Below are 25851 nucleotides of genomic sequence, written 5' to 3'. Positions count from 1 at the left end.
GAAGCTGCCTTGGGTTAGGGGCCTGACGCTATGTCCGCCCCGGGGTTTGAGATTGATTTGTTGGATGCCAAAATGTCGCAAGACTATTGATCAGTCCAACGAATGTTTCTAATGTGAGACATCAATCATTCTGATGGATGACCATCCATGTCCGCACCTCTCGACATAGACCAGCTGCATACCTTCATCGCGATTGTCGATACGGGTAGCTTCACCAAGGCCGCAGACCGCGTTTTCAAGACGCAATCCGCCGTATCCATGCAGATGCGACGGCTTGAAGAGCGCATCGGCAAACAGCTTTTCGCCAAGGACGGGCGCGGCAACCGCCTGACGGCGGAAGGCGAAAAACTGATGAACTACGCCCGCCGTATCATCCGCCTCAACAACGAGGCAATCGCGGCCTTTGACGACAACAGGCTCGAAGGTACGTTGCGCATCGGCACGCCCGATGACTATGCCGACCGCTACATGCCCGAAATCATCGGGCGCTTCGCCAAGACCCATCCGAATGTCGAACTTTATATCGTTTGCGAACCTTCGGTGAGCCTTGCCGAGAAAATGGCGCGCGGCGAGCTGGATATCGCGCTTGTCACCCACAATCCCCGCGCCCGGTCCTCGGATGTCGTGCGCACCGAGCCGCTCTGCTGGGTCGCCTCCGCCAACCACCCCCTGAAGGACGACGCACCCGTGCCGCTGGCCGTCGGGCGACGCGATTGTCACTGGCGTCAGCTTGCCTGCTCGGCGCTCGATGCGGATGGGCGGGATTATCAGGTTCTCTTTACAAGCTGGTCTTCCACCGTGGTCGCGGCCGCCGTGCTGGCGGGCATGGCGGTCTCGGTGCTACCGGAATCGGCGCTGCGCACCGGCATGAAGGTTCTGACTGCCGCGGATGGCTTCCCGCCCCTGCCGCCGGTGCAGATCGGCCTGATGAAGAGGCCGGGCCTCTCTCCTTCATTGGTGAACGCCATCACCGACCACATTACCGCCTGCCTCGACAATATTTCGCCAATGAGCGTCACCGACGAGCTGGACAATGATGTGAAGACCTACCCGAAGATGCCACGCCTGCGCGCCGGACATATGCTGCCGGGCTGGTGAGCGGATGGCCGTAGACAAGTCACGGCCGGCGGGAAAATGACGAGGCAGGAAAAACCTCTCCTCCGTCATGCTCGGGCTTGTCCCGAGCATCTGCAACTATCTGTTTATGGCAGGCAATTGAATCCTCGGGACAGGCCCGAGGATGACGTCGTGTATGCGGCAAGGTTTACCATCAGCCTGAGCCGCGCAAACCCGCTCTTCTTATCGCCTGTGCGCGCGCTTCCGCCTATCGCGCCCGCAAAGTCGCCACTGCCAGCAGCGTATCGCCGCTGATACCGACCGAGCCGCTGCCATTGAACAGCATCATGATCGGATCGGTCGTGTTCTGGGCGCTGTCATACATGATGGTGAAACGGGCAATCAACTTCTTGACCTTTTCCGGATCCTGGAAATCCTCGATGTTGAAGTATTTCTTCATCATCGACACCTGCGTATCGACTTCGGCATTTCCGAGTTCACTGGGAATGCTGAAGGTGGTGTTGATGAAACTCTGGATCGCGGTATCGGCGAGAATTGAATAATAGGATGTCGTTCCCGCCGCCATGCGCTGGAAATAAAGCGCCAGTCGCACGCCGGCATTTTCTTCGCCTGCCTGCGTCTCCAGCGTCTGCGTCAGATAGTTATCCAGCGTCTCGTAAAGACCGCGCCGCGTCTGGATCAAACTCCGATCCTCGCGCAGGATATTGCCGTCCGTATCAAAGTTGAACGCGGTGACGAGGCGGCGGAAGACCGGGTCCATCTCCTTGTTGAGGTAGCTTCCGCTGTCGTCGAGCTTGGAACTGAAAATCTTTTCCAGCTGTTCTTTCGTCACGCTCTCGGGATCGATGCCGAGTGATTCCATCGCGAATTTCGTCAGGCGATCATTGGCCAGGAACTCCTTGAGCGTCTTGACCTTCTGCATCTCGTCCGTGAAGTATTCCGCTTCCTTCTTGGCCGCTTCCTTGTCCTTTTCCGTGCCGAAAGCCGATTTTTTCTTGATGTAGTCGGCCGACATGGTCTGCATCTCGATTTCCGACTGCGCAAGAACCGGAGAGCCAACGGCACCGTCGGACGAGAAGTTGAACAGCTCCGCCAGCTTGACGTATCGCTCGTCTTTCAGCGTATAGACGTAGCTTTTCTTGTCCTGAAGGTCGCTGGTGAGGACCTTGCGAATATCCGCGGCGTTCACCTTGGCCGGATCGAGACCAACCGCCTTCAGCGCATAATTATAGACGGCGCTGCTCTCGAGGAAATCCTTCACGGAAGTGACACTTTTGATGTCGCTCTTGAACAGCTGGATCGCCTTTTCGTCGGCGGCATCATCCTTGTCGTTGTAGTGGATCATATAGCCGCTGGTGGTGGCTGCTGTCTGTGTCGTTGTCTGGGGTGTCGTGCCGGCGGCAAGCGTTCCATCCGCCTGAAAGTTGAACGCATTTCGCATCGCGAGATAACGCTTGTCGTTCTTGCCGAAGGTCGCGATGTAATTGTTCGGATCGTTCAGATCGCTTTTCAGGATGTTCTCGATCGTCGCCTTTACAACCGTCACATCATTCAGGTCGAAGGCGACCTTGAGGTAATTGAGAAGCCGCGTATCGGACGTCAGTTCAGTTACGGTCTTGATCGAGCCGATCTTGGATTCGAAATAGTCCCTGTTCAGGGTGGCGACGGTCGGCGTCACGCGCGGCGCGCTGCTGACATAGGCGTCCGTCATGATCTTTATATTGTCGGCCTTCTGCGCCCCACCGGCTGCGACGGTACCGTCGTTCTTGAATTCGAAGGCGGCGGCAATATAAGACATGTTATTGTATCGCGTGACGGTATTCGTCAGCGTCGTCTGCTCCGCCTTGATGGCGGCAAGCTTTGCATCCCACTCGCTTTTTGGCGGCAGCACGGCTTCGAGCTGCGTCAGCTGATCCTGCCGCGTCACCTTTTCCGCCTCGAGTTTCGTGCGCTCCTCATCACTCAAGCCGGTTCCAGCAAGCGCGGTGTCGATTGCGGTAATCCGGGTGGTGACCTGGGCATGCATTTCAATATTGCCCTTCATCGCCAGCTTTTCGACGGCGTCGTTATAGGCAGCGCCGTATTGCTGGTTGATGTAGCTATCGGGATCGGAGACGTCGCTCGTCATCAAACCCCTGATATGGGCGTAGGAATAGGTCTTCTCATCAATGTCGAAGACCTCGAAGATGTAGGCGCGGGTCCTGTCGTTGCGGAGCAGCTGGTCCACATTGGTAACCGTGCCGATGATCGCCTTGTAATAACGCGTTTCTTCCGAAAGGCTGTTGTCCAGGTCCGATATGGACGTGCCGTAGAGCCCGATCATCTTGTCGAGCTGGGCTTCCGTCTGGACGGCCTTTGTCGATGCCGTGAAGTTGAAGGCTGCGGCGAACTCCCGGTACCGCTCATCGGTCAGCTTATTGGCGAAGCTGTTCTGGTCGTTCAGGTCGCTTTCCAGCACCTTTTTCATGAAGGCCTTGGCATAGGTCATCTCGCCGAGACCGAAAGCATCCATGGCGTAGGAATAGAGCTGATAGTTATCGAGGAACTCGTCGACGCTTTTCACATCGCCGATGTTCTCCTTGTAATATTTCGTCTGCCGCTCGATGAGCCCCTGCTGCGACACGCGCGAAATGCTTGCCTTCATATCGCGGTTGATGAGGTCGTAGCTGAGATAAGTCGATACCATCCGAATGCCCCCTGGAGCACCGCGCATCCCCTGGGACGCCGAAAGCTCCGGTTTAAATCCATGCGTCGCGCCTCCATCCGGAGGCACGGCAAGCCTTGGCGTGACTATGCATGAAGCGCCTTGCCCGGAGCTTGAAAGAGCACAATTTCGGCCGCGATAAAAATCGCATTGTCCCAATCTGCTTTACCTAAGCGAAACCATGCCACAGTGGGTTTTGCTAACCATTTGGGAATGCAAAGTTTTCTTAACCGCGATTTTTAAGCTGTCTCGAAGATACGGCGGATATTCTCCCTGACATCAGAGGACGAAAAGTCCCGATGAGAAGACCGGAAACCGGCTCTCAGGTAAAACAAGGGTAGAATAAACATGACCAAGACCGTTCTGAAGCCCGACTGGGCCGTCGCCACACTCAGACTCGACCCGGCACGTTTTCCGCAACAGGTCACCTATGGCAGAGGCAATGGCGCAACCGACGTTGCCGTCACGCTCGATGAACGGGGCGCCGTTCTGAGAAAGGTTCTTTCCTCTTCCGGCCTGCCTTTGTCCTTCGCTTTGCCCGCCCGCGCCTTCAAGGGCGTTGCCGCCCGCGCCATCGACCATGGTGACGGACAGGTGACGGTGACGCTGGAACTGCACCATGACGATCCGGATCTGTGCGTTCCGCTTCTGGTCGCCCATGATCTCTGCGATATCGCAGCAGACTGGCGCAGCTGGTCCGAAGCCTACCGCATTCCCATGCTGATGGTGGAAGCCGATGGCGTCGCCCGTCCGCTGGAAGAACATCTCGGCAAGGTGCGCACCCAGAATACCCGTCCGCGCCGCCGCCATTCCTATTTCGCGGATCGCCGTCCGCGCTTCCTCGTTCGCCGCTCCACCGGTTCGCTGGGCATGAGCATGAAGATCGAGGGCAAGGAAATCATCGCCCGCAGCTGATAATATTCAGCAAAAACAAATAAAAGCCCGGCGCGCACCACGCGGCCGGGCTTTCTTGTATCTTGCGTTTACCTGGCTTCAGACGAACAGAAGCGGCAGAACGAGGCCTGCGAAAATCAGCACGCCGACACGATTGTTGGATTTGAACAGCACGAGGCATTGCGCCACGTCATCTATATTGAGCACCCATACCTGCCGGAATAGCATGATGGCGGCGGCAGCGAGGCCGCTATAGGCGATCACGTTAACACCTGCGCCCCAGAAGGACAGGGCGATCATGACAAGGGCTGTGCCATAAAGAAAAACCAGCCAGCGATGTGTGTTCTCGCCAAACAGCAGGGCGGTCGAGCCGATGCCTACCGCCGTGTCGTCTTCCTTATCCTGATGGGCGTAGATTGTGTCATAACCGATCGTCCAGGCGATGGAGCCGACATAAAGCAGGACAGCCGGCCAGGCGATCGAACCGAACTGCCCGGCCCAGCCCATCAGCGCGCCCCAGGAAAAGGCTAGGCCGAGAAAAAATTGCGGCCAGTTGGTGAAGCGCTTGGCGAAAGGATAAATCGCCACGAAGATCAGCGAGAATATGCCTGTCGCAATCGCGAAACCGTTGAACTGCAGAAGCACAACCAGACCGGCAAGCGCCTGCAGCACGATGAAGACCTTGGCCTGCAACCGGGTCACGCGGCCGGACGGCAGCGGCCGGGAGCGGGTACGCGCCACAGCCATGTCGATTTTGTGGTCGGCGAGATCATTATAGGTGCAACCCGCGCCGCGCATCGCCACCGATCCGATGAAAAACAGCGCCAGGTGCCAGATGAGCGTGGCCCAGGAAAAGCCGCCAGTCGCCACCGCGGCGTTGGCAGCAAGGGCGGCGGACCAGAAGCATGGCCACATCAGCAATTGCCAGCCGATGGGGCGATCCCACCGGGCCAGCTGCGCATAGGGCCAGAGGGGCCTCGGCAAAATCCGATAGACCCAGTTGTTGGATGGCGCGTCCGAAACGCGGTCTGACAAATCGCTATGGTGAACCATAGGCATGGTTCTACAGCATCGGCGGGGAAATCGGAACGGTTTTCAAAGCGCAAAGATGCGCGGCATTTGACGATTTTTCCTCGGGCGACCGGCAAAGCGCCCTACCTCTTCACTGTCATCCTCGGGCTTGACCCGAGGATCCACAACCCGTTGAAATCAATGGATCCTCGGGTCAAGCCCGAGGATGACGCCAAATATTTGGATAGAAAAAACCCGCAGCATTTTGCTGCGGGTTTTCAATCTCTAAACAGCGAGTTCATCTACCTCAGGGCAGTGAGAAATTGAATTTGTAACTTGCCTGAACACCGATGATGAACTGGTTCTTCGAACCACGCTCGCGCACCAGCGAGCTGTCGGCGGCATCACCGGTGAGGCGGCGATATTCGGCGAAGGAACCAACCTCGGCGTTTTCGGTGACTTTCCAGGTAATGGCCGCGCCGATGCCGGCGGAATGCAGGCCGCCACCGGGGCTATAGGGCGATGGCGCACCGGCAGCCGTCTGCGCCGCACTTACACCGTAATAACGCTCATTATATTTGCTGCTCACCCATGTGGCGCGCGGACCGGCGGAAATCTGGATGCCGGGGGCGATATCGGTGAAGGCATCGACGGCAACATCGCCGACAACGCCGCTATGGCTGCGGATGCCCTGGCGAACTTCGCCGCGAACACGCAGCCAGTCGGTCGGATAGGCCTCGGCGAAACCACCAAGCTCGCCGCCGCGCTTGATGCGGGTCATGCCCTTCAGATCAGAAGAGTCGCCCTCATCTCGTGGGGATACGAGCTTGCCGGCGAGACCCATGCTGATCGGGCCATTATCCAGAAGCGAGATAGAGGCGCTGTCGTTGCGGGAGGTGAAACGCGCGCCCTGCCCCTGACGTCCGAGAGAGATGATGGGTGAAAAGCCGAATTCATTCTTGTTGTCGCCCTGGTACTTCGGCGCGGTGAAACCGGCGCCACCGAGTTTCAGATACCAGTCGCCGGAAAACCAGCCTTCGGCATGGGCGTTGCCCACGGCAAAAAGCGACAGGACACAGGCGGCAACTGCCGCTGATGGCTTGAACATGAAAGAACCCCAGAAACGCAATACAGACAGGTGCCCGTAGAATTAGAGGGATTGTCTTTCCATTCCATTAACCAGCGCGGGAAGAAACGCGCCTCCTCCGGTGGGTGGCGATAAAGCCTCAAACCTCACCGCCGTCATGCTCGGGCCTGTCCCGAACATCTGCAACCGACAGACTTTAAGCAACGTGGATAGATCCTCGGGACAAGCCCGAGGATGACGCCGAGATTGCGGAGATGTTTGTCAACAATCTCCACAATTCGGTTGCCCGTTACCCACGCCCTCGTCAGAACGTCACCTTCTCCAGCGGCGCGCGCGTCTTCTCGAATTCCAGCAATTTCGCCTCGTTCTGCGCGATGTAGTCGCGACTATGCGGCACGGAATCCCGGTCCTTGGCGAGCTGGATCTGGAAAATATGGAAGTTTTCGTGGGTAAAGGCCATTTCCGACCCCGCCAGATAGAACTCCCACATGCGGAAGAAACGCTCGTCATAAAGCGCCACCGCTTCGGCCTTGCGCGCCACGAAACGCTCCCGCCAGTGGCGAAGCGTATGGGCGTAATGCATGGGCAGGATTTCGATATCCTTCACCAGCAGCCGCGATTTTTCGATGGCCGGCAGAACCTCGGCAAGCGAGGGTATATAACCGCCGGGGAAAATATATTTTTCGATGAAGGGATTGGTCGCCAGCGCCGGATAGGGCTGACCGATGGAATGCAGCACCATCACGCCCCTGTCGTCCAGCACCTCCGCCACCTTGTCGAAATAATCGCGATAATGGGTCGGCCCCACATGTTCGAACATGCCAACGGAGACGATGCGGTCATATTTCTTCGAGGCCGGCAGGTAACGATAATCCTGCAATTCGAAGCGGACGTTGCCGGCAATGCCACGTTTTGCCGCCCGGTCGCGCGAGACACGCAGCTGTTCTTCGCTGAGCGTGATGCCGGTTACGTCAGCACCGGCGCTTTCGGCAATATACATCGCCATGCCACCCCAGCCGGAGCCGATTTCCAGCACGCTCTGGCCCGGCTCGGTCATCAGCTTGGCGGCGATGTGCCGTTTCTTGGCGACCTGCGCTTCATAGAGGCTGATGCCAGGCGGATTGAAATAGGCGCAGGAATATTGCCAGTCCTCATCGAGGAAGAGATCGAACAGCTTGGCGCTCAGATCGTAATGATGGGCGACGTTGCTCTTGTTGTGATTGACCGGCAGATGCATCTTGATGCGGGCAGCGATGATGCGCGCCATGCCGCGCCAGATCATACCGAAAGACAGCGCCTCGCTCAGCGTATTGCCTTTGACGAGTGCCAGAAAGTCGTAGATGTCGCCCTCGGCGACCTTCATACGGCCCTCCATATAAATCTCGGCGAGTTTCAGTGCAGGATCGGCAGCGATCTCCTGCATGGCGGCCTCGTCGGTGAAATTCAGAACCACCCTTTTTCCGGTTCCGTCGCCAAATGTACGGCTCCCGCCCGGGCTGTTGACGACAAGATCACCGGTCTTGATTATCTTTTCGAGAAGAACATGCAGAGACGACGCCATGGCACCCCCAATTGCTAAGTCTCACTTATCAATTTAGCTGACCGTATTCCTTTCAGCACAAGTTGCAAGATAGTCTTATTTCAAAAAAATTGAACGATTTCATCAAGCAAAAAGCCCCGCCGGGGTGTGCGGCAGGGCTTTTTGGTAAAAAATCATTTCAACCGGAGGTCAGCGTCGCTTCATGGCTTCAGCCAGAGCGGCGGCAAGCGCACCACCGGTTTGCGACCCTTCGTTGCGCTCTTTCGGTTTGGATGTGGCATGCCGCATGGCGCTGGCATTGCCCTTCTCGCGCATCGGCTGCGGCGCTGCCTCGCCGCCATCCTTGCGCATGGTGAGGCCGATGCGCTTGCGCTTCACATCCACTTCCACGACTCGCACCTTGACGACATCGCCCGCCTTGACGACCTCATGCGGGTCCTTCACGAAACGGTCCGCCAGCTGCGAGACATGCACGAGGCCATCCTGATGCACGCCGATATCCACGAAGGCGCCGAAGGCAGCGACATTGGTGACGGTGCCTTCCAGCAGCATGCCCGGTTTCAGATCGGTGATCTCGTCAACGCCCTCGGCAAAGGTCGCGGTCTTGAAGCTCGGGCGCGGGTCGCGGCCGGGCTTTTCCAGTTCGGCGATGATGTCTTTTACCGTCGGCAGGCCGAATTGCTCGTCGATGAAGTTCTTCGGATCGAGCGCCTTCAATGCGGCGCTGTCGCCCATCAGCGAGCGCAGATCGCGGCCGCAGGCGGCAACGATCTTTTTCGCCACGCCATAGGCTTCCGGGTGCACCGAGGAAGCATCCAGCGGCTCCTTGCCGTTCGGGATGCGCAGGAAGCCGGCGCATTGTTCGAAGGTGCGCTGGCCAAGGCGCGGCACCTTCAGCAATTCCCTGCGGCTGGCGAAGGGACCCGTCTGGTCGCGATGGGCAACGATGGCATCGGCAATCGAGCTGCCAAGGCCGGACACCCGTGCCAGAAGCGGCGAAGAGGCGGTGTTGAGATCGACGCCGACGGCATTCACCGCATCTTCCACGACAGCATCGAGCGAGCGGCTGAGGCGGCCCTGATCGACGTCATGCTGGTACTGGCCGACACCGATGGATTTCGGCTCGATCTTCACCAGTTCCGCCAGCGGATCCTGAAGGCGGCGGGCGATGGAGACGGCGCCCCGCAGCGAAACATCGAGATTGGGGAATTCCGCCGCCGCCCGTTCCGAAGCGGAATAGACCGAAGCGCCCGCCTCCGAGACGATGACCTTGGTGGGCTTTGCGCCCGAAGCCGAAGCCGGCATCTGCGCCAGAAGATCGGCGACCAGCTTTTCCGTTTCGCGGCTGCCAGTGCCATTACCGATGGCGATCAGCTCGACATTGTGCTTGCGGATGAGCAGGGCGAGTTCCGCCTGCGTGCCGCGCACGTCGTTCTTCGGCGGGAAGGGATAAACCGTCGTGGTGTCCAGCAGTTTGCCGGTGCCATCCACGATAGCCACCTTGACGCCGGTGCGGATGCCCGGATCGAGCCCCATGGTGGCGCGGGAGCCGGCGGGGGCTGCCAGAAGCAGATCCTTGAGATTGCGGGCAAAAACATGGATCGCCTCTTCTTCGGCACGCTCGCGCAATTCGCGCATCAGATCGAGCGAGAGCGACATGGAGAGCTTCACCCGCCATGTCCAGCCAGCCACTTCCATCAGCCATTGGTCGGCGGGGCCGGCATTGCGGATATCGAAGGCGGCGGCGATGGTGCGCTGTGCCGGCTTGACCGGCGAAGGATCATCCGCATCGACGTCTATGGTCAATGTCAGAATTTCTTCGTTCCAGCCACGCAGCATGGCCAGCGCCCGGTGGCCCGGCACCGTCGCCCAGCGCTCGAAATGATCGAAATAGTCGGAGAATTTCTCACCCGCCGCCTGCTTGCCATCCACCACCTTGGCGCGGAAGGTGGCGTTCTGGCGCATGTAATCGCGCAGGCGGCCGAGCAGATCGGCATTTTCCGTCATGGTTTCCGCCACGATGTCGCGCGCGCCCTCGAGTGCTGCCTTCACATCGGCCACCTCACCCTGAACATAAGCTTCCGCAAGCTTTGCCGGATCGGCGGCGCGGTTCTCCCATATCGCTTTTGCCAGCGGGCCGAGACCGCGTTCGCGGGCGATTTCGGCACGGGTGCGGCGCTTCGGCTTATAGGGCAGATAGAGATCTTCCAGCTCCGCCTTGGTGCCCGCCTGCATGATCTTGACCATCAGCTCGTCGGTCATCTTGCCCTGGCCGGTGATGGACTCCACGATGGAGCCGCGGCGCGCATTGAGTTCCCGCAGATAAACGAGGCGTTCCGCGAGCGTTCGAAGCTGCGTGTCATCCAGCCCTCCGGTCACTTCCTTGCGGTAACGGGCGATGAAGGGAACGGTCGCGCCCTCATCCAGCAAGGCTACCGCCGCCTTCACCTGATCGGCGCGGGCGTTGATTTCGGAAGCGATGAGCGAGGCGAGGCGGGCATTGTCTGCGGTCATAGGGGACTCTTGGAGGTTCTCTGATGTCACGTCTGGAGCGGCGAACATAATGTCTGATTGTGGCGTGACAACAAGAGGCGGCAACGATTCCACAGGAAAGGCGGCGTTCAAGGGAAAGACGGGCATTTGCGGCGCTTTCTCCTTGACCTTTCGCCCCCCTGCCCTTAACGCCCGTCCCACAAGGTTACTGGCGAATTTGCAGGGGTATTGACCATGAAAGTTCTGTTGATCGGTTCCGGCGGACGCGAACATGCGCTGGCGTGGAAAATCGCCCAGTCTCCCCTGCTCGATGAGCTTTATGCCGCCCCCGGCAATCCCGGCATTGCCGATCACGCGACGCTTGTGCCGCTTGATGTGGAAGACCACGCGGCCATCATCGCCTTTGCGAAAGAAAAGGCAATCGACTTCGTCGTCGTCGGCCCGGAAGCGCCGCTGGTTGCCGGTCTTGCGGATGATCTGCGCGCCGCCGGCATTGCCACTTTCGGCCCCTCGAAGGCAGCCGCCCAGCTTGAGGGTTCCAAGGGTTTCACCAAGGATCTCTGCGCGCGCTACGATATTCCGACCGGCGCTTACCAGCGTTTCAAATCCGCCGAACCGGCCAGGGACTATGTTCGTCAACAGGGCGCGCCGATTGTCATCAAGGCCGACGGGCTTGCCGCGGGCAAGGGCGTGACCGTTGCGATGACGGAAGCCGAGGCGCTTGCCGCCATCGACGACTGTTTCGACGGCGCTTTCGGCGCGGCCGGCGCCGAAGTGGTGGTGGAGGCCTTCCTCGATGGCGAGGAAGCGAGCTTCTTCTGCCTTTCGGATGGCAAGACCGCACTGGCGCTCGCCACCGCGCAGGATCACAAGCGCGTCGGCGACGGCGATACCGGCCCGAATACGGGCGGCATGGGTGCCTATTCCCCCGCCCCCGTGATGACGCCGGCCATGGTGGAGCGCACCATGAAGGAGATCATCGAGCCGACGATCTCGGGCATGGCCAAGGATGGCAATCCCTTCTCCGGCGTGTTTTTTGCGGGATTGATGATCACCGCCAAGGGCCCGGAACTGATCGAATATAACGTCCGTTTCGGTGATCCCGAATGCCAGGTGCTGATGATGCGCCTGAAAAGCGATCTGCTGCCGATCCTCTATGCCACCGCCACCGGCACGCTGGACAAGGTCGAGGCGGAATGGCGCGACGATGCGGCGCTGACCGTCGTTCTCGCCTCGAAGGGTTATCCCGGCGCTTACGACAAGAACACGCCGATCGCCCATATTCCCGAAGCCAGCGAAGAGGCCAAGGTGTTCCATGCCGGAACCGCGCTGAAGGACGGCAGGCTGGTGGCCACGGGCGGACGCGTGCTTAACGTCACCGCCCTTGGAAAGACCGTGACGGAAGCGCAGGCCCGCGCCTATGCGCTGGCCGACCGGGTGGAATGGGAAAACGGCTTCTGCCGCCGCGATATAGGCTGGCAGGCCGTCGCCCGCGAAAAGGCCTGATTCTTAAAGAAAACGGGGTTGGGAGCGAATATTTCGTTCAATTTTTACCAAGTTTGCTGACCCGATGGAAACGAAACATCGATAATACTTGTCCGAACATTGAATGGCGCACTGTGTCTCGAAAAAGAGACCACGCCGTTATTTCGGGAGTTTTTCGATGCGTCGTCTTCTTCTCACAGCGATTGTGGCGCTGACCAGCGGGTCGGCGATGGCGTCCTCCGTCGAATATATCAATGGCACGCATATCACCAATGGCAGCTTCGTGCGCCTGGATTGCAGTGGTTGCCAGCCCCTGAAGGGCAAGACCGTGACGCAGGGTTACGCCATTCCCTCCATCGAGCCCGGCACGCAGCATATGGAAATGCGCGAAATCGATGGCAAACGCACGCTGGTGCGTACCGAAGCCTGGCTGGGCGGCGCACCCGTTACTTTCGTCAGCACCAATCCGGCATGGATGCCCGGCGAGACCCAGAATGCAATCGCGACTTATGACGATGCTGAACCTGTGGCGCAGCCCGACGAAACGGCCTCAACTCCCCCCGCCATCGACGCAACGACGACGACATCGGCGGTGAAGGAAATTTCTGCGGAGAATGCGGGAGCACCCGCAAGCGCTTCGGCTACGCCGACATTCCCGGATTTCCAATTGCGTGGCAACTGACCGAGAACGCAACGCGTATTCTCATGACAAACGTCAAATAATCGCGCCATTGCTGCATTCGCCACAATTCACAGCAACCATGCGGTGAATATCGGAATTCTCCGCCCTTATTCTGCCAATCGGGCTGATAAAGCTCTTTCTAATTAAATATTTATTCAAATTTTTGGCCGCTAAGTATTTTCATAGTGCAATGCAGCACGACATCATGCCTGGGGCGGAGGCTCGCTTTTCAGGCTGTTCACCGCGCATCAGGCGCGATTCCCATTTCCGAAACTTCGGCAGCGCGCAGCTTTTTTGAGGTGCGCGATGCAAAACGCTTGTGAGCGCCCATGAAGAACCTTTCCATTTCCCGTCAGCTGATCGTTCTCGTCGTGGCCCTGATGGCCGCCTTCTCCGTTGCGACCTTCTACCAGCTGAAATCCGCCACCGACGCGATCTATGAGGAACGCTACGGCATGTTGCGGACGCAGGTGCAATCGGCCATTTCCATCCTGCAATCCTTCCACGACAGGGAAAAGGCCGGGACGCTTTCGCGGGACGAGGCCATGAAGCAGGCCTACGCCACGGTAAGCGCCATGCGCTTCACGCCTGATGGCTATCTGTTCGGTTACGATTACGATGTGACGATGAAGTTCCATCCCGATGCCAAGCGCGTCGGCGAAAGCTTCAAGGGCAAACCGGACAGCAAGGGTTTCGCCTATCGCGACGAGCTGGTGCGGCTTGGCCGCAACGGCGGCGGCCAGACGGATTTTTACGGTCCGAAGCCCGGCATGGAAGGCAATGACTACGCCAAAAGCTCCTATGCGCTTGCCTTCGAGCCCTGGCAGGTGGTGGTCGTGACCGGCGTTTACATCGACGATCTGAACGCGCAGGTGCGCGGCGAGGTGATGAAGGCGCTGTCCATCGGTGCCGCCATCTTCGTGCTCGCACTGGCCGCCGCTTTCTACGTCATCCGTGGCATTTCCAAACCACTCGGCGACATTCACCGTGCGCTCGGCGAAGTGGCCAATGAGAACGTCTCGCTCGCCATTCCCCATACTGGCCTGACGAACGAAGTGGGCATGATGGCGAAGGCCACTGCCTCGCTCCAGGACAAGGTGCGCGAGCGCCACGCCATGCAGCGCCGGCAGGAAGAACAGCAGAACCAGCTCGACACCGAGCGCCAGAACAATCTCGACATGCAACGCGATGAGGCCGCCTTGCAGGCTCGTGTCGTCACCACCATAGGCGAGGCACTGGAGAAGCTCGCCGGCGGCGATCTGACCGTACGCTGCGGCGATCTCGGCAACCGTTATGCGGCGCTGCGCGACAATTTCAACGAGGCACTGACCCATCTCGACGCCGCCATGGCCAAGGTGAATTCCAAGAGCATCGACATCGGCGGCTCCAAGGAAGAAATCCGCAAGGCCTCCAATGAGCTTTCGCAGCGCACCGAGCGGCAAGCTGCCAATCTGGAAGAGACATCCGCGGCGCTCGACGAACTGACGGTTGCGGTGCGCCAGACGGCGGAAGGGGCGGCCGACGCCGCCAAGCGCGTCACCACCGTCAGCTCGGAGGCCATGCGCAGCGACCGGGTGGTGGAAGAGGCGATATCAGCGATGAGCGGTATCGAACAGTCTTCCGACCAGATTTCCAATATCATCGGCGTGATCGACGACATCGCCTTCCAGACCAACCTTCTGGCACTGAATGCCGGTGTGGAAGCGGCGCGTGCGGGTGAGGCCGGTAAGGGCTTTGCCGTGGTGGCGCAGGAAGTGCGCGAACTGGCGCAGAAATCCGCCGCCGCCGCCAAGGAGATCAAGGACCAGATAGCCCGTTCTTCCGCCCAGGTGGAAAACGGTGTGCGCCTTGTCGGCGAGGCCGGCGATGCGCTGAAACGGATTTCGGACCAGATCAAATCGGCCAACGAAATCGTCAGCAAGATCGCCCATTCGGCCGCCGAACAGGACACGACATTGCGCTCGATCTCCTCATCGCTCAACCAACTCGATGTCGCCACCCAGCACAATGCGGCGATGGCGGAAGAAACCACGGCTTCGGCGGAAGCGCTCGCCGTGGACACCGAAGAGCTGCTGAACCTCATCCGCGGCTTCCGCGTCTCCTCCGGCCACCAGCTTCATGGCATGGCGGAGCAGATGCGCATGGCTGGGTGACCACGAACGCTCTCATGCGATTGAAACAAAAATGCCGGGCACGGACCCGGCATTTTTATGTGCTCTCCAAAACGTTCCCTACATATTCGGCGTTGTCCTCGGGCTCGACCCGAGGACCCATGGCCAGATTGCATTGTGGATCCTCGCCTCAAGGGCGAGGATGACGGCAGGGAGTATTTACCACCTCGGGAAGCAGGCGAAGCCGTATTTGCAGCGCCTCATTTCAGCGGGTCAGCGCATCCAGCCGGTCGATATCGGCAGGTGAAAATACGGCTATACCGGCTTTTTCGAGCAGCGCCGCCGTAACCCCGTTGCCCGCGTGTTTGACGCCAGAAAACGAACCGTCATAGATCGCAACCGACCCACAGGACGGGCTGCCGTCAATCAGAAGTGCATATGTGCAGCCATTGGCCCTGGCAAAGCCCAGCGCCCTTTCCGCACCGGCGATAAATTGCGCCGTGACATCGCCACCGGTGACCTCCAGCACGCGGGCGCGGCCCTCCAGCACATCGAGGCCGGAGGCACCCTTCTCGATTTCCGCCGGCGGGCGCGGCACGGGCATGCCGCCCGCCATCTCCGGACAGATCGTGACCAGCCTGCCCTCCTGCCGCCAGCGGTCTATCGCCGGGTGGGCGAAGGGTTTGCCTCTGCCGTCGTAACGGACAGGTTGGCCGAGGAGGCAGGCGCTGATGAGGATTTTGGGGGTGGTGTGGGTCAATGGGGAGGCATCCTTCGAGAGTCGAGGTCGCGGCTTACCCCCCTCTGCCCTGCCGGGCATCTCCCCCTCAAGGGGGGAGATCGGCGAGAGGCACGCTCCCCGCTCTTCCCGAAACGTTCAATGTGGCTGAGAGGTTGCCACAGGTCGATCTCCCCCATTGAGGGGGAGATGCCCGGCAGGGCAGAGGGGGGTGAACCAAGCACGCTGACATACCTGGCTACCCCGAACCCCCTCACCCCGTAATCTTCGAGAAATCCGCAACCGTTCCGGTCGCCTCGCGAATAGCCTTCAGCAGCGCCAGACGGTTTGCACGGATGGCCGCATCCTCGTCATTAACGAGCACATCCTCAAAGAACCTGTCGACCGGCGCGCGAAGTGTGGAGAGCGCCTGCATGGCGGAGCGGAAATCCTCGCCCTCAACAGCCTTCGCAGCATCGGCAGAAGCCGTCCTGATCGCCGCGTAGAGCGCCTTTTCGGCATCAAGCTTCAACAGCTCTTCCGAAACGCTGTTCGCCACCACGGTGCCCTTCTTTTCTTCCGCAGCCAGAAGCTGGGTTGCACGCTTGGCGCCTGCCAGAAGGTTGCGGCCATCTTCGCCGGTGATGAAGGCGGTGAGCGCCTCGACACGGCGGGCGATCATCAGCAGATCATCGGATTCCGGCGTCAGGACGGCGTCGATCAGATCGTAACGCGCGCCGAGGTCGCGCAGATAGACTTTCAGGCGGTCGTGGAAGAAGGAGAGAAGGTCCGGGTCCTTCGCAACGCTCAGCAGCGGAAGCCGCACGTTTTTCTCAAGCAGAATGCGCACCACGCCCAGCGCCGCACGGCGCAGCGCGAAGGGATCCTTGGAGCCGGTCGGCTTCTCATCGATGGCCCAGAAACCAACGAGTGTATCGAGCTTGTCGGCCAGAGAGACCGTGATCGCCACCTTGTCGGCCGGCAGACGGTCTGAGGGGCCTTGCGGCTTGTAGTGATCTTCGATTGCCGCCGCGACGCTTTCATTCTCGCCCTGCAGCGTCGCATATTTGCGACCCATCAGGCCCTGAAGCTCGGGGAATTCACCGACGGCTTCGGTGCGCAAATCGGCCTTGGCCAGCACCACGGCGCGGTCCACCAGATCGGCATCGGCGCCGACAACCGGGGCCAGCGCCTTCGCCAGTTCGCGGATACGGGCCACGCGCTCACCCTGCGTACCGAGCTTGGCATGGAAGGTGACGTTCAGCGCATCGAGCTTCGCCATACGCTGGTCGAGCGGCTTCTTGAGATCGAGGCCGAATTTCGCAGCCGAATCTTTGAGCGTTTCGAGATCGGGCAGATCGCCCTGGTCGCGGTTCCAGAAGTGGCGGGCATCCGACAGGCGGGCGCGCACGACCTTGCCATTGCCATGGATGATTTCCTTGCCGCCATCGCTCGCCTCGATGTTCGAGATCAGGATGAAACGGTTGGAAAGACCTTCTTCCGCACCCTGATTGCGGGTGACGAAACACTTCTGATTGGTCTTGATGGTGAGGCGAATGATTTCCGCGGGGATCTGCAGGTAATCTTCCTCAAAGGTGCCCATCAGCACCTGCGGCCATTCGACGAGGCCGGAGACTTCTTCCAGCAGGCCTTCATCTTCCACCAGTTCCAGACCGTTGGCGAAAGCCAGATCCTTGGCGTCGTGCAGGATGATATCCTTGCGGCGTTCGGCATCGAGAATGACCTTCGCCTTTTCGAGGCTCGAGACATAATCTTCGAAACGGCGCACGGTGATCGGGCTGGGAGCATGGAAACGATGGCCATAGGTGACGTTGCCGGCGACGATGCCGTCGATCACGAAAGGAATGACCTGGGTTTCGTCATGCTCGGGGCCGAACAGGCAGACGATGGATTGCAGCGGCCGCACCCAGCGCAGGCTTTCGGAGCCCTTGCCTTCGATGCCGGCATAGCTCGAACCCTTCGGCATGGAAGCCGGGCCGGAGCGCATGGATTTCGGCCAGGGGAAGGAACGGATGATGCCGGGCATCACTTCCGCGATGATCTCTTCCGCCGGACGGCCGGGCTTGTTGATAATGGCGATGTAGAAATCGCCCTTCTTCGGATCGGAAACGACCTGTGCTTCCGAAATGTCGTTGAGGCCGGCGCCGCGCAGAAAGCCTTCGATGGCCTTTTCATTGGCGTCGGTGCGCGGGCCCTTCTTTTCCTCACGCACATCGGCGGAGCGGGCGTTGAGGCCGCGAATATCCAGCGTCAGGCGGCGCGGCGTCCAATATTCGCGCGCGCCCTCATAGGTCAGCCCTCTCTCCACCAAGGCATCGGTGACGAGTTTCTTCAGATCGCCCGCCGCCTTGCGCTGCATGCGGGCGGGGATTTCTTCGGAGCGAAGTTCAAGCAGAAGATCGGGCATGGGATAAGGACTTTAATCTGTTGCAAAAGAGTGTCGCGGACTTAGCAAGACCAGCGGCAAAAGTCACCAGCTATCGGTTAAATTACCGCCGGCGGGCGTTACCAGCCGCCGCCGCCACCACCACCGCCGCCGGAGCCGGAAAAACCGCCGCCGCCACCGCCCGAAAAGCTGGAGCCGGAAGAACTGACGGGCTGGGGAATGGTGGAAGCGATGGTATTGGCCATGGAGGTGGAAAAGCCGCCGATCCTGTCGCCAAAGGTTCCGTAATTGCTGCCCGCATACCAGCCGGGCGCATAACTTGCCGCAGCGGCACCGGCAGCGGCGGTGGCAAGCCAGGCCTCGAAGGTGCGGCTCCACGGTTTTTCGACGCCAAGCGCCACGGCATAGGGCAGCAACGTCTCGAAATGCTGCGGCGACATGGCGGGCGCGCCTGCCATGTTCATCCGGTCTTTTTCCGCCAGCGTCAGATAGGTTCTGAGGCCTTCGATGCCATCCATCAGCTTGCGGCCGAGCGGCGTCGGCGCGCCCATCAGGAACAGAAACAGCGCATTGGTCAGCACGATGCCGCCGATGGCGGCCAGCGCCAGCGACTTGGTGTCATGCGTCACATCCAGCAGGATTTGCGTGGCGATGCCGCCAATGGCGGAAAAGGCCACGAAACCGGCAAAGGCCAGCATGACGATGCCGCCGATCCGCTTGCGCAGCGGTGCGCCGCGCGAAAACTGGCGGCCGATACCGATCGACAGGATGCTGAAGAAGAAGGCGAAAAAGCCGAAGACCAGCACGGCGGCAATGGCGCTTTCATCCAGATCGCCAAACACCAGCGTCGCGACGATGAGGGCGATGCTGAGGAAGATGCCGAAAACGATGTAACCGGCATTGCTGCGGTAATATTTGCCGCGATGCTCTTTCTCTATCGCTGCGCGAAACTGTGTTCCGACCTTTTCGACCTCCGCACCATGGGCCTTGTCGATGGTCAGCGTCTTGCCAGGGCCGCCGATGGAGGACAGCAGCGTTTTCTGGCCGGTCGGCAGATCGGCAGCGGTCGCCTTTTCCGTGCGGCGAATGACGATGGCGTTCTTCAAGTCCTCCAGAACGACATAACCCTTCACCGCAAGATCAAGGGCCGAGGCAGAAAGCGCCGTCCAGCCGGCACCCGAAAAGCCCCTGTTATCGACATAGTTGACCAGAGCCGGCGAGAGCCCCTCCGGCGCATCCCAGCGCGGCACGACCACGCCCTTCGCCGGATCGCGGCCAACGGCGAACCAGGCGCGCAGGTAATAAAGCAGCACGGCAAAAAGCCCGCCGCCCGAAAGCAGAATGGCGAGATTATCCCGCAGCCACCAGCCCGCTTCCTGCGAAGTGTCAGGGGCGGCAATCGCGCCCTTGGGCAGCTTGACGGCGACCGTCATGCCCTCGCCCACGGTAAAGGGGCGAGTAGAGGCAAAGAATACCTCGTTACCTTCGTTCAGAATGCGCGCATCCTTGCCTTTCGCGCCAAGCGGACCGGTGAAGATGGCGGTTTCGGTGGCCCTGATGCCCTGCGGCAGCGTGATGGTGGCGGAAATCTCGCCCATGGGGAATTGCCAGCCATTGCCGGTGACATTCCAGGTCAGCTCGTCATAATCGCTGAAATAGCGGATCTGCCGGGCGGTGGTGTAGGTGATCTGGAAGATATGCTCGCCGGTCGGCAGAAAACGCTCGGCGCTGCCGGTATAGATGCGGATGCCGCCGTCGATATTCTCGGTGCGCCAGTTTTCCGGCGCGCCATCGCGCTCCACCGAAACGACGTTGAAATCCACCTTGGTACGGCGGTTATTCGCATCCAGCGCATAAAGCGGGAAATCGCGAAAGATGCCACGTTTGATATTCTGGCCTTCGGCGCGGGCGGTGATGGTTTCGGTCACCGTCAGCTTGCCATCCGCCGCCACCTCGATGACGGAATGGTAGGAGCGGATGAATTCCTCCGCGAAGGCCGGGAAGGCCGCGCCCAGGAAGACGAACAACGCGAGAAGTCTTGCGGCGATGGTCTTCACGGGCGGTTCTCCTTAAGGGAATGGAGCGTTTCCGGTTTCAAGTGATGATGCGCAGCACGGTCATTCCGTCATACCGGTCCCCGGATCAAGTCCGAGGATGACCCGGTATCCAGCAGCCGCGCGTCTGCGCGGCTTGAAGAGTCTTTCGCGATCAAGGACTTGATCGCGCTGGATTCCGGCTCAAGGCCGGAATGACGGAAAACCAATACCGTTCTTCTAATGCTGCGGCTCGGCAGCGCTTTCCTTTTCCGTGTACTCGACGCCGAGCGAGGCGAGCTCTTTCCAGTAAGCCGGGTAGGTCTTGCCCACGCAGGCAGGGTTCTGGATAGCGATTCCACCGATCTTCAGCGCCGCCAGCGCAAAGCTCATGGCGATGCGGTGGTCGGCAAAAGTATCGATGGAGGCCTTGACCGTCTGGCCCGCAAGAGCCGGATCGGAATGCACGATCAGGTCGTCGCCTTCCTCATGCGCCAGACCGTTACGGATTTCGTTGAGGCCGAGCGAGACGGCGCGGATACGGTCGCATTCCTTGACGCGCAGATTGGCGATGCCGACGAAACGCACCGGCGTCTCGTTGAAGGCGGCGAGAACCGCGATGGTCGGAATGGCGTCCTGCATCTGCGAACCGTCGATTTCGGCGGGCAGGTGCGGAAACTTCGCCATGACCTCATAGGCCTTGGCATCCGGCTGGGTGAATTTATCGGCCGGCGTGCCTATATCGATCGCGCCGCCGGTCAGCAGTTCCGCACCCCAGAGATAGGTGGCGGCGGAGGCATCCGGCTCGATGTGGAAATCGGTCGCCGTGTAACCCGTCGGATGCACGCGCCAGATGGCGTTGCTCACCCGCTCCACCTTCGCGCCGAAGGCTTCCATGGCCGATGTGGTGAGATCGATATAGCCCTTGGCGCCGATTTCCTCGCCCTTGAGGATGATATCGACAGGCTTGTCGCCGCAGGCGGCCGCCATCAGAAGTGCCGACACATATTGGCTGGAAAGATTGGCGTCGATGGTGACGCTGCCCTTCGGGAACCCTGTGCCCTTACCGCAGACGGTGACGGGCGGGCAACCGGTCGGCGCTTCCGCCTCGACGCCGAGGGAGCGCAGGGCCTCCACCAGCGGCATGATCGGGCGTTTGCGCATGTGCTCGTCGCCATCGATGATGACGGCGCCATCCACAAGTGCTGCGGCAGCGGTTAGGAAGCGCGTAGCGGTGCCGGCATTGCCGAGGAAAAGCGGCTTTTCCGGCTGCTGCAATACACCTGTGCCTTCCACTACGAAGGTGGTGGCATCAGGCTCGGTGACCTTGACGCCCATCTCGCGCAGGGCTTCGGCCATATAAAGCGTGTCGTCGCTTTTCAGTGCGCCGGTCAACCGGCTTTTGCCCCTGGCAAGACCAGCCAAAAGAAGCGCACGATTGGTGATGGATTTGGAGCCGGGCGGCTCGACCTTGCCGGAAAGCGGGTGGTCGGGCGGGGTGATGGTCAGTTCGATCATGATTGTCGTCTTGTCAAAGAATGCGGCGCGGGGCCGGATTATCGGAATTTGAACGGGAGGTCTTAAGCCGCCGGGGGAACAGTGCGCTTAGAATTTCACTGTCGGCACGGCGCGGTCGGCCGGATTGTCGATCTCGAAATAGGGCGCCTTGGCAAAGCCGAACTGGCCTGCGACCAGATTGGAGGGGAAGCTTTCCACCTTGACGTTGAGATCGCGGGCGGCGCCATTGTAATAACGGCGCGACATCTGGATTTCGCCTTCGATGGTTTCCAGCGACCGCTGCAATTCCAGAAAGTTCGTATTGGCCTTGAGATCGGGATAGGCTTCAGCAAGCGCGAAGAGCTTACCGAGCGCCTGCGACAGCAGCCCTTCCGCCTGGGCGCGACCTTCGACATCGCCGGCCGGCACGGCCTGCGCCCTGTTGCGCATGGCGATCACCTCCTCGAAGGTGCTCTTTTCATGCGCCGCGTAACCCTTCACGGTCTCGATGAGGTTGGGAATGAGATCGGCGCGGCGCTTCAGCTGCACGTCGATGCCCGACCACGCCTCTTCCTTCATCTGCCGCGCCTTGACGAGGCCGTTATAGATGAAGACGACATAAAGCGCGATTGCCGCGATGATTGCCAGCGTGATGAACATGAATTGCGATTCCCAGCTTCGATGCGCGCACGATAGCCGCTCATCGCCGCAAAGTCATGGGGCTTCGCTCATTCTGTCCGTTTTTGCCGGAACGGACACGCTGCAGGAAGCAAGCACCCGTTATTTATAAAAGACGGTGCAATATAATCTCAGGCCAGATGTCTTCCTTACGAAAAGAGTATGTGAGGCAAGTCTGTAGCCGCGTTCAGCCCAATAGTTCTTGTTTTCACCCAGATGGTTCCAGCCATCTATTTCCCAATCAAGCATTTGCGTATTGCGCGTATAGTGCATGCGGACAAGCGCGCTACCCACATCAAGCGTTCGCTGGCCGCTATCCTTGCAATCCATACGGGTGACAATCATTCCGAAGGAACGCAGCTTGTCGGCGCGGGCAAAGGCATCCTTGCCGCTCATCCAGTCTGTCGTTTCCGCAGCCGCGCTATTGCCGAGAATGCATCCGAGTGTAAGCACAAATAAAAAACAGAAATTTCTAATATTATTCACGGTTAAACCCATCGCTATATTCAGCGTACCAATCCACACAAAATAAAAGGCCGTCAAGAACGGCCCTTCAAATTATCAAAAATTCAGGACAAGAGCTTACCGCTGAAAATCAGGCGGCCCTGTTCCAGTTCAGCCCGCCCGCATCCGTCAGCAGGAAGGCCTCGCCGCAGGCTTTCGCCAGCGTGCGCACGCGCAGGATGTAGCTCTGGCGTTCCGTCACCGAGATCACGCCGCGCGCATCCAGAAGGTTGAAAACGTGGCTGGCCTTGATGCACTGGTCATAGGCCGGGAATACGCATTTGTGCAGACGCTGATTGTCGTTATCACCGGGCGCACCGGCGGCGAGAAGCGCCTGGCACTCCTTTTCGGCGTCGATGAAATGGCGATGCAGCATGGCGGTGTCGGCAAATTCGAAATTATGGCGGGAATATTCCTGCTCGGCCTGCAGGAAGACGTCGCCATAGGAAATCTTCTCTTCGCCTTCGCGGCCGTTGAAGTTCAGGTCATAGACATTGTCGACGCCCTGAACATACATGGCGAGACGCTCCAGACCATAGGTCAACTCGCCCGCAACCGGCGAGCATTCGATGCCGCAAACCTGCTGGAAATAGGTGAACTGCGACACTTCCATGCCGTCGCACCAGCATTCCCAGCCGAGACCCCAGGCGCCGAGCGTCGGGCTTTCCCAGTCGTCTTCGACGAAGCGCACATCGTGCAGCAAGGGATCGAGACCGATGGCCTTCAACGAACCGAGATAGAGTTCCTGCAGGTTAGACGGGTTGGGCTTCAGAATGACCTGATACTGGTAATAATGCTGCAGGCGGTTGGGGTTTTCGCCGTAACGGCCATCGGACGGGCGGCGCGAAGGCTGCACATAAGCGGCCTTCCACGGCTTCGGTCCAAGCGCACGCAGCGTCGTCGCCGGATGAAACGTGCCCGCGCCCACTTCCATATCGTAAGGCTGCAGCACCGCGCAGCCCTTGTCGGCCCAGTAATTGTGCAGCGTCAGGATCAGCGCCTGAAAGGAACGCTTCGGGTTCATATGGTCGGGAATATCGGTCATTGCAGTCATCGCGGCGTTAGGAGGACAAGTAAGCATTGACTTACTTCGGATGCGGACACGTGCCACGGCATGGCGTGGGGGTCAAGGTTTTATGCGTGGAGACGGGCGGTGAACGGGTTGACGATCTTCATTCGCCCTTCGATGGCGAGACCGTCATGCATGTCTTCGGAGAGGAAGACGGCGCTTTCAGCCTCCAGGGCTGCTGCTACCATCAACGCGTCATAGAAGGCGAAGTTATATTTATCGACAAGATCAATAGCGCTCGCATTTAACTGCACATCGAGTTCAACGACTGTCACCGCCATTCGACGGAGACCATCCAGCGACCTACGGATTTCAACCCATTTTTGAGGCCACTTCCGCCGGACAACACTCGCAAATTCATTGAATGCCTGAACGCTCGTCACATAAGGCTTAGAAACGATCTCTTGGGCCTTGGATGACCGTTCGTCATCCAGAAAGGCATAGATGAAGATATTCGTATCGAGAAAGGGCAAATGGCTCAACGCTCATTTGCCTCTTCGCGGTCGAATTTCCAGCCGGGTGGAAGCTGCCAACGCTGAGCGCGAATATACGACAGTATCTTTTCGCGCTCCTCCTGTGAAATAGAAGCAGGCGGTTCCTGTGTCGGCACAGAAACATCCACCTCGTCGCCTTCCTTGATATGCAAGGCTTCCGCGACATCCGCCGGAATGCGGACCGCAAGACTATCGCCCCATTTCGTGACACGCATGACGGTCTCCTTACTCGAAAGCGACTATAGCAAATTCCACGTTACAGGAAAATTACGTCTCATCCTCGCGCTTCAGGCGGTATTCGCCGGTTTCCGGGTCCTTAATCAGCGTGCCGATGGCGCCGGTTTCGCGTTCCTTTTCGCGCTGTTTCGATTTCGCCGAAAGCTTTTCCGCATCGCGGACAAAGCGGCGGTAAAGGATGACGGATCCCACCACCAGAAGAAGAATTGTAATCAGCTGCGCCATAAGGCCCTATTCCTGCGACATCATAGACCGAAACGCGACCACAATGCCTTTTCTTCGGCGACCTCCGCAAGTCCCGAGACGGCCCCTGCGGCCAGCCTTTCGGCGTTGAGGTCGAGCGCCGCATTTACGCCTGGCACTTTTTTGCCAAACAGCGAGCGTCCGCCGCTGACGAGCTGAAGCTTGACCTTTTCGCCGAAGCGGTGGCGCAGAATCTCCCGCATATCGCCCAGCCCGTCGATCAGGCCGAGGTCGAGACCGCGCATGCCGGTCCAGAACAGGCCGGAGAAGAGCGTCTCATCGTCCTTCAGTTTCGAGCCGCGACGCATCTTGACCATATCGATGAAAACATTGTGGATTTCGACCTGGAGCGACTTCAGATATTCGATATCGCCTTCCTTTTCCGGCTGAAAGGGATCGAGGATCGCCTTGTTCTCGCCGGCCGTATAGACGCGGCGTTCCACGCCGATCTTCCGCAGCATTTCCGGGAAACCGAAGCCGCCGGAGACGACGCCGATCGAACCGACGATGGAAGTGGGGTCGGCGATGATCTCGTCGCCGGCAAGCGCGATCATGTAGCCGCCGGAGGCAGCCACGTCTTCCACGAAGATCAGGACCTTCTTTTCCTTTTCCTCGGCAAGCTGGCGGATGCGATTATAGATCATCCGCGCCTGCACCGGCGAGCCGCCGGGAGAGTTGAGCGAAATGGCAACGGCCGGCGCGTCCTTGATGGCAAAGGCTTTTTCAAGCAGCGGCGCATAGGAGGCGAGATTGAGCGCGGGGCGAAACTGGTTACCACCCGCCATGATGGCGCCATGCATGCGCACCACCGGGATGACGAGTTCTTTTTTGCGAAAGCGTTTCGGTACCAGATACTTCAGAAAACCCACAACTCAATCCTCGCAGCA

Annotated in this window: 21 protein-coding genes; 5 read left to right on the top strand and 16 right to left on the bottom strand. The window is 59.4% G+C overall.

What is annotated here, in order from left to right; translation table 11 throughout:
* Nucleotides 1-147: 147 nt before the first annotated feature.
* Nucleotides 148-1098, top strand: a complete 951-nt coding sequence (locus FY152_01540; GenBank protein UXS30835.1) for a LysR family transcriptional regulator — start codon at nucleotides 148-150, stop codon at nucleotides 1096-1098.
* Nucleotides 1099-1324: 226 nt separating this feature from the next.
* Here the strand turns inward: FY152_01540 and FY152_01535 are convergent, their stop codons facing one another.
* Nucleotides 1325-3763, bottom strand: a complete 2439-nt coding sequence (locus tag FY152_01535) for a DUF1217 domain-containing protein (GenBank protein ID UXS30834.1) — start codon at nucleotides 3761-3763, stop codon at nucleotides 1325-1327.
* Between the two features lie 366 nt (nucleotides 3764-4129).
* On the opposite strand from FY152_01535, the gene FY152_01530 reads away from it, so the two are divergent.
* Nucleotides 4130-4696, top strand: a complete 567-nt coding sequence (locus FY152_01530; GenBank protein UXS30833.1) for a hypothetical protein — start codon at nucleotides 4130-4132, stop codon at nucleotides 4694-4696.
* Nucleotides 4697-4774: 78 nt separating this feature from the next.
* Here FY152_01530 and FY152_01525 read toward each other — a convergent pair whose 3' ends face one another.
* The 4 genes from FY152_01525 to FY152_01510 all read right to left on the bottom strand — a co-directional run bounded on the left by FY152_01525 (nucleotide 4775) and on the right by FY152_01510 (nucleotide 10827).
* Nucleotides 4775-5728 (bottom strand): 4-hydroxybenzoate octaprenyltransferase, encoded by a 954-nt coding sequence (locus tag FY152_01525; GenBank protein ID UXS30832.1) that lies wholly within the window; start codon nucleotides 5726-5728, stop codon nucleotides 4775-4777.
* 265 nt (nucleotides 5729-5993) lie between these two features.
* Nucleotides 5994-6794: a MipA/OmpV family protein gene (locus tag FY152_01520; GenBank protein ID UXS30831.1), complete on the bottom strand. Its 801-nt coding sequence runs from the start codon at nucleotides 6792-6794 to the stop codon at nucleotides 5994-5996.
* A 283-nt stretch (nucleotides 6795-7077) separates the two neighbouring features.
* Complete coding sequence (locus tag FY152_01515) at nucleotides 7078-8334, bottom strand: class I SAM-dependent methyltransferase (protein UXS30830.1); 1257 nt, start codon at nucleotides 8332-8334, stop codon at nucleotides 7078-7080.
* Nucleotides 8335-8502: 168 nt separating this feature from the next.
* Nucleotides 8503-10827 carry an RNA-binding transcriptional accessory protein gene (locus FY152_01510; GenBank protein ID UXS30829.1) on the bottom strand — a complete coding sequence of 775 codons (2325 nt, stop codon included), beginning with the start codon at nucleotides 10825-10827 and terminating at the stop codon, nucleotides 8503-8505.
* A 213-nt stretch (nucleotides 10828-11040) separates the two neighbouring features.
* Between FY152_01510 and purD the strand changes: the two genes are divergently transcribed.
* The 3 genes from purD to FY152_01495 all read left to right on the top strand — a co-directional run bounded on the left by purD (nucleotide 11041) and on the right by FY152_01495 (nucleotide 15126).
* Nucleotides 11041-12312: a phosphoribosylamine--glycine ligase gene (purD, locus tag FY152_01505; protein UXS30828.1), complete on the top strand. Its 1272-nt coding sequence runs from the start codon at nucleotides 11041-11043 to the stop codon at nucleotides 12310-12312.
* A 157-nt stretch (nucleotides 12313-12469) separates the two neighbouring features.
* On the top strand, nucleotides 12470-12973 hold the full coding sequence (locus tag FY152_01500) for a hypothetical protein (GenBank protein UXS30827.1): 504 nt from the start codon (nucleotides 12470-12472) through the stop codon (nucleotides 12971-12973).
* Nucleotides 12974-13302: 329 nt separating this feature from the next.
* On the top strand, nucleotides 13303-15126 hold the full coding sequence (locus tag FY152_01495) for a HAMP domain-containing protein (protein UXS30826.1): 1824 nt from the start codon (nucleotides 13303-13305) through the stop codon (nucleotides 15124-15126).
* 223 nt (nucleotides 15127-15349) lie between these two features.
* On the opposite strand, the gene FY152_01490 is transcribed toward FY152_01495, so the two are convergent.
* The 11 genes from FY152_01490 to FY152_01440 all read right to left on the bottom strand — a co-directional run bounded on the left by FY152_01490 (nucleotide 15350) and on the right by FY152_01440 (nucleotide 25833).
* Nucleotides 15350-15844 (bottom strand): DUF523 domain-containing protein, encoded by a 495-nt coding sequence (locus FY152_01490; protein UXS30825.1) that lies wholly within the window; start codon nucleotides 15842-15844, stop codon nucleotides 15350-15352.
* 232 nt (nucleotides 15845-16076) lie between these two features.
* Nucleotides 16077-18230: a glycine--tRNA ligase subunit beta gene (locus FY152_01485; GenBank protein ID UXS30824.1), complete on the bottom strand. Its 2154-nt coding sequence runs from the start codon at nucleotides 18228-18230 to the stop codon at nucleotides 16077-16079.
* A gap of 98 nt (nucleotides 18231-18328) precedes the next feature.
* Nucleotides 18329-20266 carry a DUF2207 domain-containing protein gene (locus tag FY152_01480; protein UXS30823.1) on the bottom strand — a complete coding sequence of 646 codons (1938 nt, stop codon included), beginning with the start codon at nucleotides 20264-20266 and terminating at the stop codon, nucleotides 18329-18331.
* 216 nt (nucleotides 20267-20482) lie between these two features.
* Nucleotides 20483-21760 carry a 3-phosphoshikimate 1-carboxyvinyltransferase gene (locus tag FY152_01475; protein ID UXS30822.1) on the bottom strand — a complete coding sequence of 426 codons (1278 nt, stop codon included), beginning with the start codon at nucleotides 21758-21760 and terminating at the stop codon, nucleotides 20483-20485.
* A gap of 87 nt (nucleotides 21761-21847) precedes the next feature.
* Complete coding sequence (locus FY152_01470; protein UXS30821.1) at nucleotides 21848-22399, bottom strand: LemA family protein; 552 nt, start codon at nucleotides 22397-22399, stop codon at nucleotides 21848-21850.
* A gap of 120 nt (nucleotides 22400-22519) precedes the next feature.
* A complete protein-coding gene (locus FY152_01465; GenBank protein UXS30820.1) occupies nucleotides 22520-22960 on the bottom strand; it encodes a hypothetical protein in 441 nt (146 codons plus the stop codon).
* Between the two features lie 52 nt (nucleotides 22961-23012).
* Nucleotides 23013-23975 carry a glycine--tRNA ligase subunit alpha gene (locus FY152_01460; protein ID UXS30819.1) on the bottom strand — a complete coding sequence of 321 codons (963 nt, stop codon included), beginning with the start codon at nucleotides 23973-23975 and terminating at the stop codon, nucleotides 23013-23015.
* An 80-nt stretch (nucleotides 23976-24055) separates the two neighbouring features.
* A complete protein-coding gene (locus FY152_01455) occupies nucleotides 24056-24472 on the bottom strand; it encodes a PIN domain-containing protein (protein ID UXS30818.1) in 417 nt (138 codons plus the stop codon).
* A complete protein-coding gene (locus tag FY152_01450; protein ID UXS30817.1) occupies nucleotides 24469-24699 on the bottom strand; it encodes an AbrB/MazE/SpoVT family DNA-binding domain-containing protein in 231 nt (76 codons plus the stop codon). The genes FY152_01455 and FY152_01450 overlap by 4 nt, the downstream gene beginning before the upstream one ends.
* A 52-nt stretch (nucleotides 24700-24751) precedes the next feature.
* Nucleotides 24752-24946: a hypothetical protein gene (locus FY152_01445; protein UXS30816.1), complete on the bottom strand. Its 195-nt coding sequence runs from the start codon at nucleotides 24944-24946 to the stop codon at nucleotides 24752-24754.
* A gap of 20 nt (nucleotides 24947-24966) precedes the next feature.
* Nucleotides 24967-25833 carry a S49 family peptidase gene (locus tag FY152_01440; GenBank protein ID UXS30815.1) on the bottom strand — a complete coding sequence of 289 codons (867 nt, stop codon included), beginning with the start codon at nucleotides 25831-25833 and terminating at the stop codon, nucleotides 24967-24969.
* Nucleotides 25834-25851 lie beyond the last annotated feature (18 nt).

This window comes from Agrobacterium tumefaciens (genome assembly GCA_025560025.1).
In the GTDB taxonomy this organism is placed as follows: Bacteria; Pseudomonadota; Alphaproteobacteria; order Rhizobiales; family Rhizobiaceae; genus Agrobacterium.
This window is presented reverse-complemented; position numbering and strand designations above follow the sequence as displayed.

Coding starts and splice junctions, on each gene's coding strand:
- FY152_01540 (UXS30835.1), top strand. CDS start 148: ATGTCCGCACCTCTCGACATAGACCAGCTGCATACCTTCATCGCGATT.
- FY152_01535 (UXS30834.1), bottom strand. CDS start 3,763: ATGGTATCGACTTATCTCAGCTACGACCTCATCAACCGCGATATGAAG.
- FY152_01530 (UXS30833.1), top strand. CDS start 4,130: ATGACCAAGACCGTTCTGAAGCCCGACTGGGCCGTCGCCACACTCAGA.
- FY152_01525 (UXS30832.1), bottom strand. CDS start 5,728: ATGGTTCACCATAGCGATTTGTCAGACCGCGTTTCGGACGCGCCATCC.
- FY152_01520 (UXS30831.1), bottom strand. CDS start 6,794: ATGTTCAAGCCATCAGCGGCAGTTGCCGCCTGTGTCCTGTCGCTTTTT.
- FY152_01515 (UXS30830.1), bottom strand. CDS start 8,334: ATGGCGTCGTCTCTGCATGTTCTTCTCGAAAAGATAATCAAGACCGGT.
- FY152_01510 (UXS30829.1), bottom strand. CDS start 10,827: ATGACCGCAGACAATGCCCGCCTCGCCTCGCTCATCGCTTCCGAAATC.
- purD (UXS30828.1), top strand. CDS start 11,041: ATGAAAGTTCTGTTGATCGGTTCCGGCGGACGCGAACATGCGCTGGCG.
- FY152_01500 (UXS30827.1), top strand. CDS start 12,470: ATGCGTCGTCTTCTTCTCACAGCGATTGTGGCGCTGACCAGCGGGTCG.
- FY152_01495 (UXS30826.1), top strand. CDS start 13,303: ATGAAGAACCTTTCCATTTCCCGTCAGCTGATCGTTCTCGTCGTGGCC.
- FY152_01485 (UXS30824.1), bottom strand. CDS start 18,230: ATGCCCGATCTTCTGCTTGAACTTCGCTCCGAAGAAATCCCCGCCCGC.
- FY152_01475 (UXS30822.1), bottom strand. CDS start 21,760: ATGATCGAACTGACCATCACCCCGCCCGACCACCCGCTTTCCGGCAAG.
- FY152_01470 (UXS30821.1), bottom strand. CDS start 22,399: ATGTTCATCACGCTGGCAATCATCGCGGCAATCGCGCTTTATGTCGTC.
- FY152_01460 (UXS30819.1), bottom strand. CDS start 23,975: ATGACTGCAATGACCGATATTCCCGACCATATGAACCCGAAGCGTTCC.
- FY152_01450 (UXS30817.1), bottom strand. CDS start 24,699: ATGCGTGTCACGAAATGGGGCGATAGTCTTGCGGTCCGCATTCCGGCG.
- FY152_01445 (UXS30816.1), bottom strand. CDS start 24,946: ATGGCGCAGCTGATTACAATTCTTCTTCTGGTGGTGGGATCCGTCATC.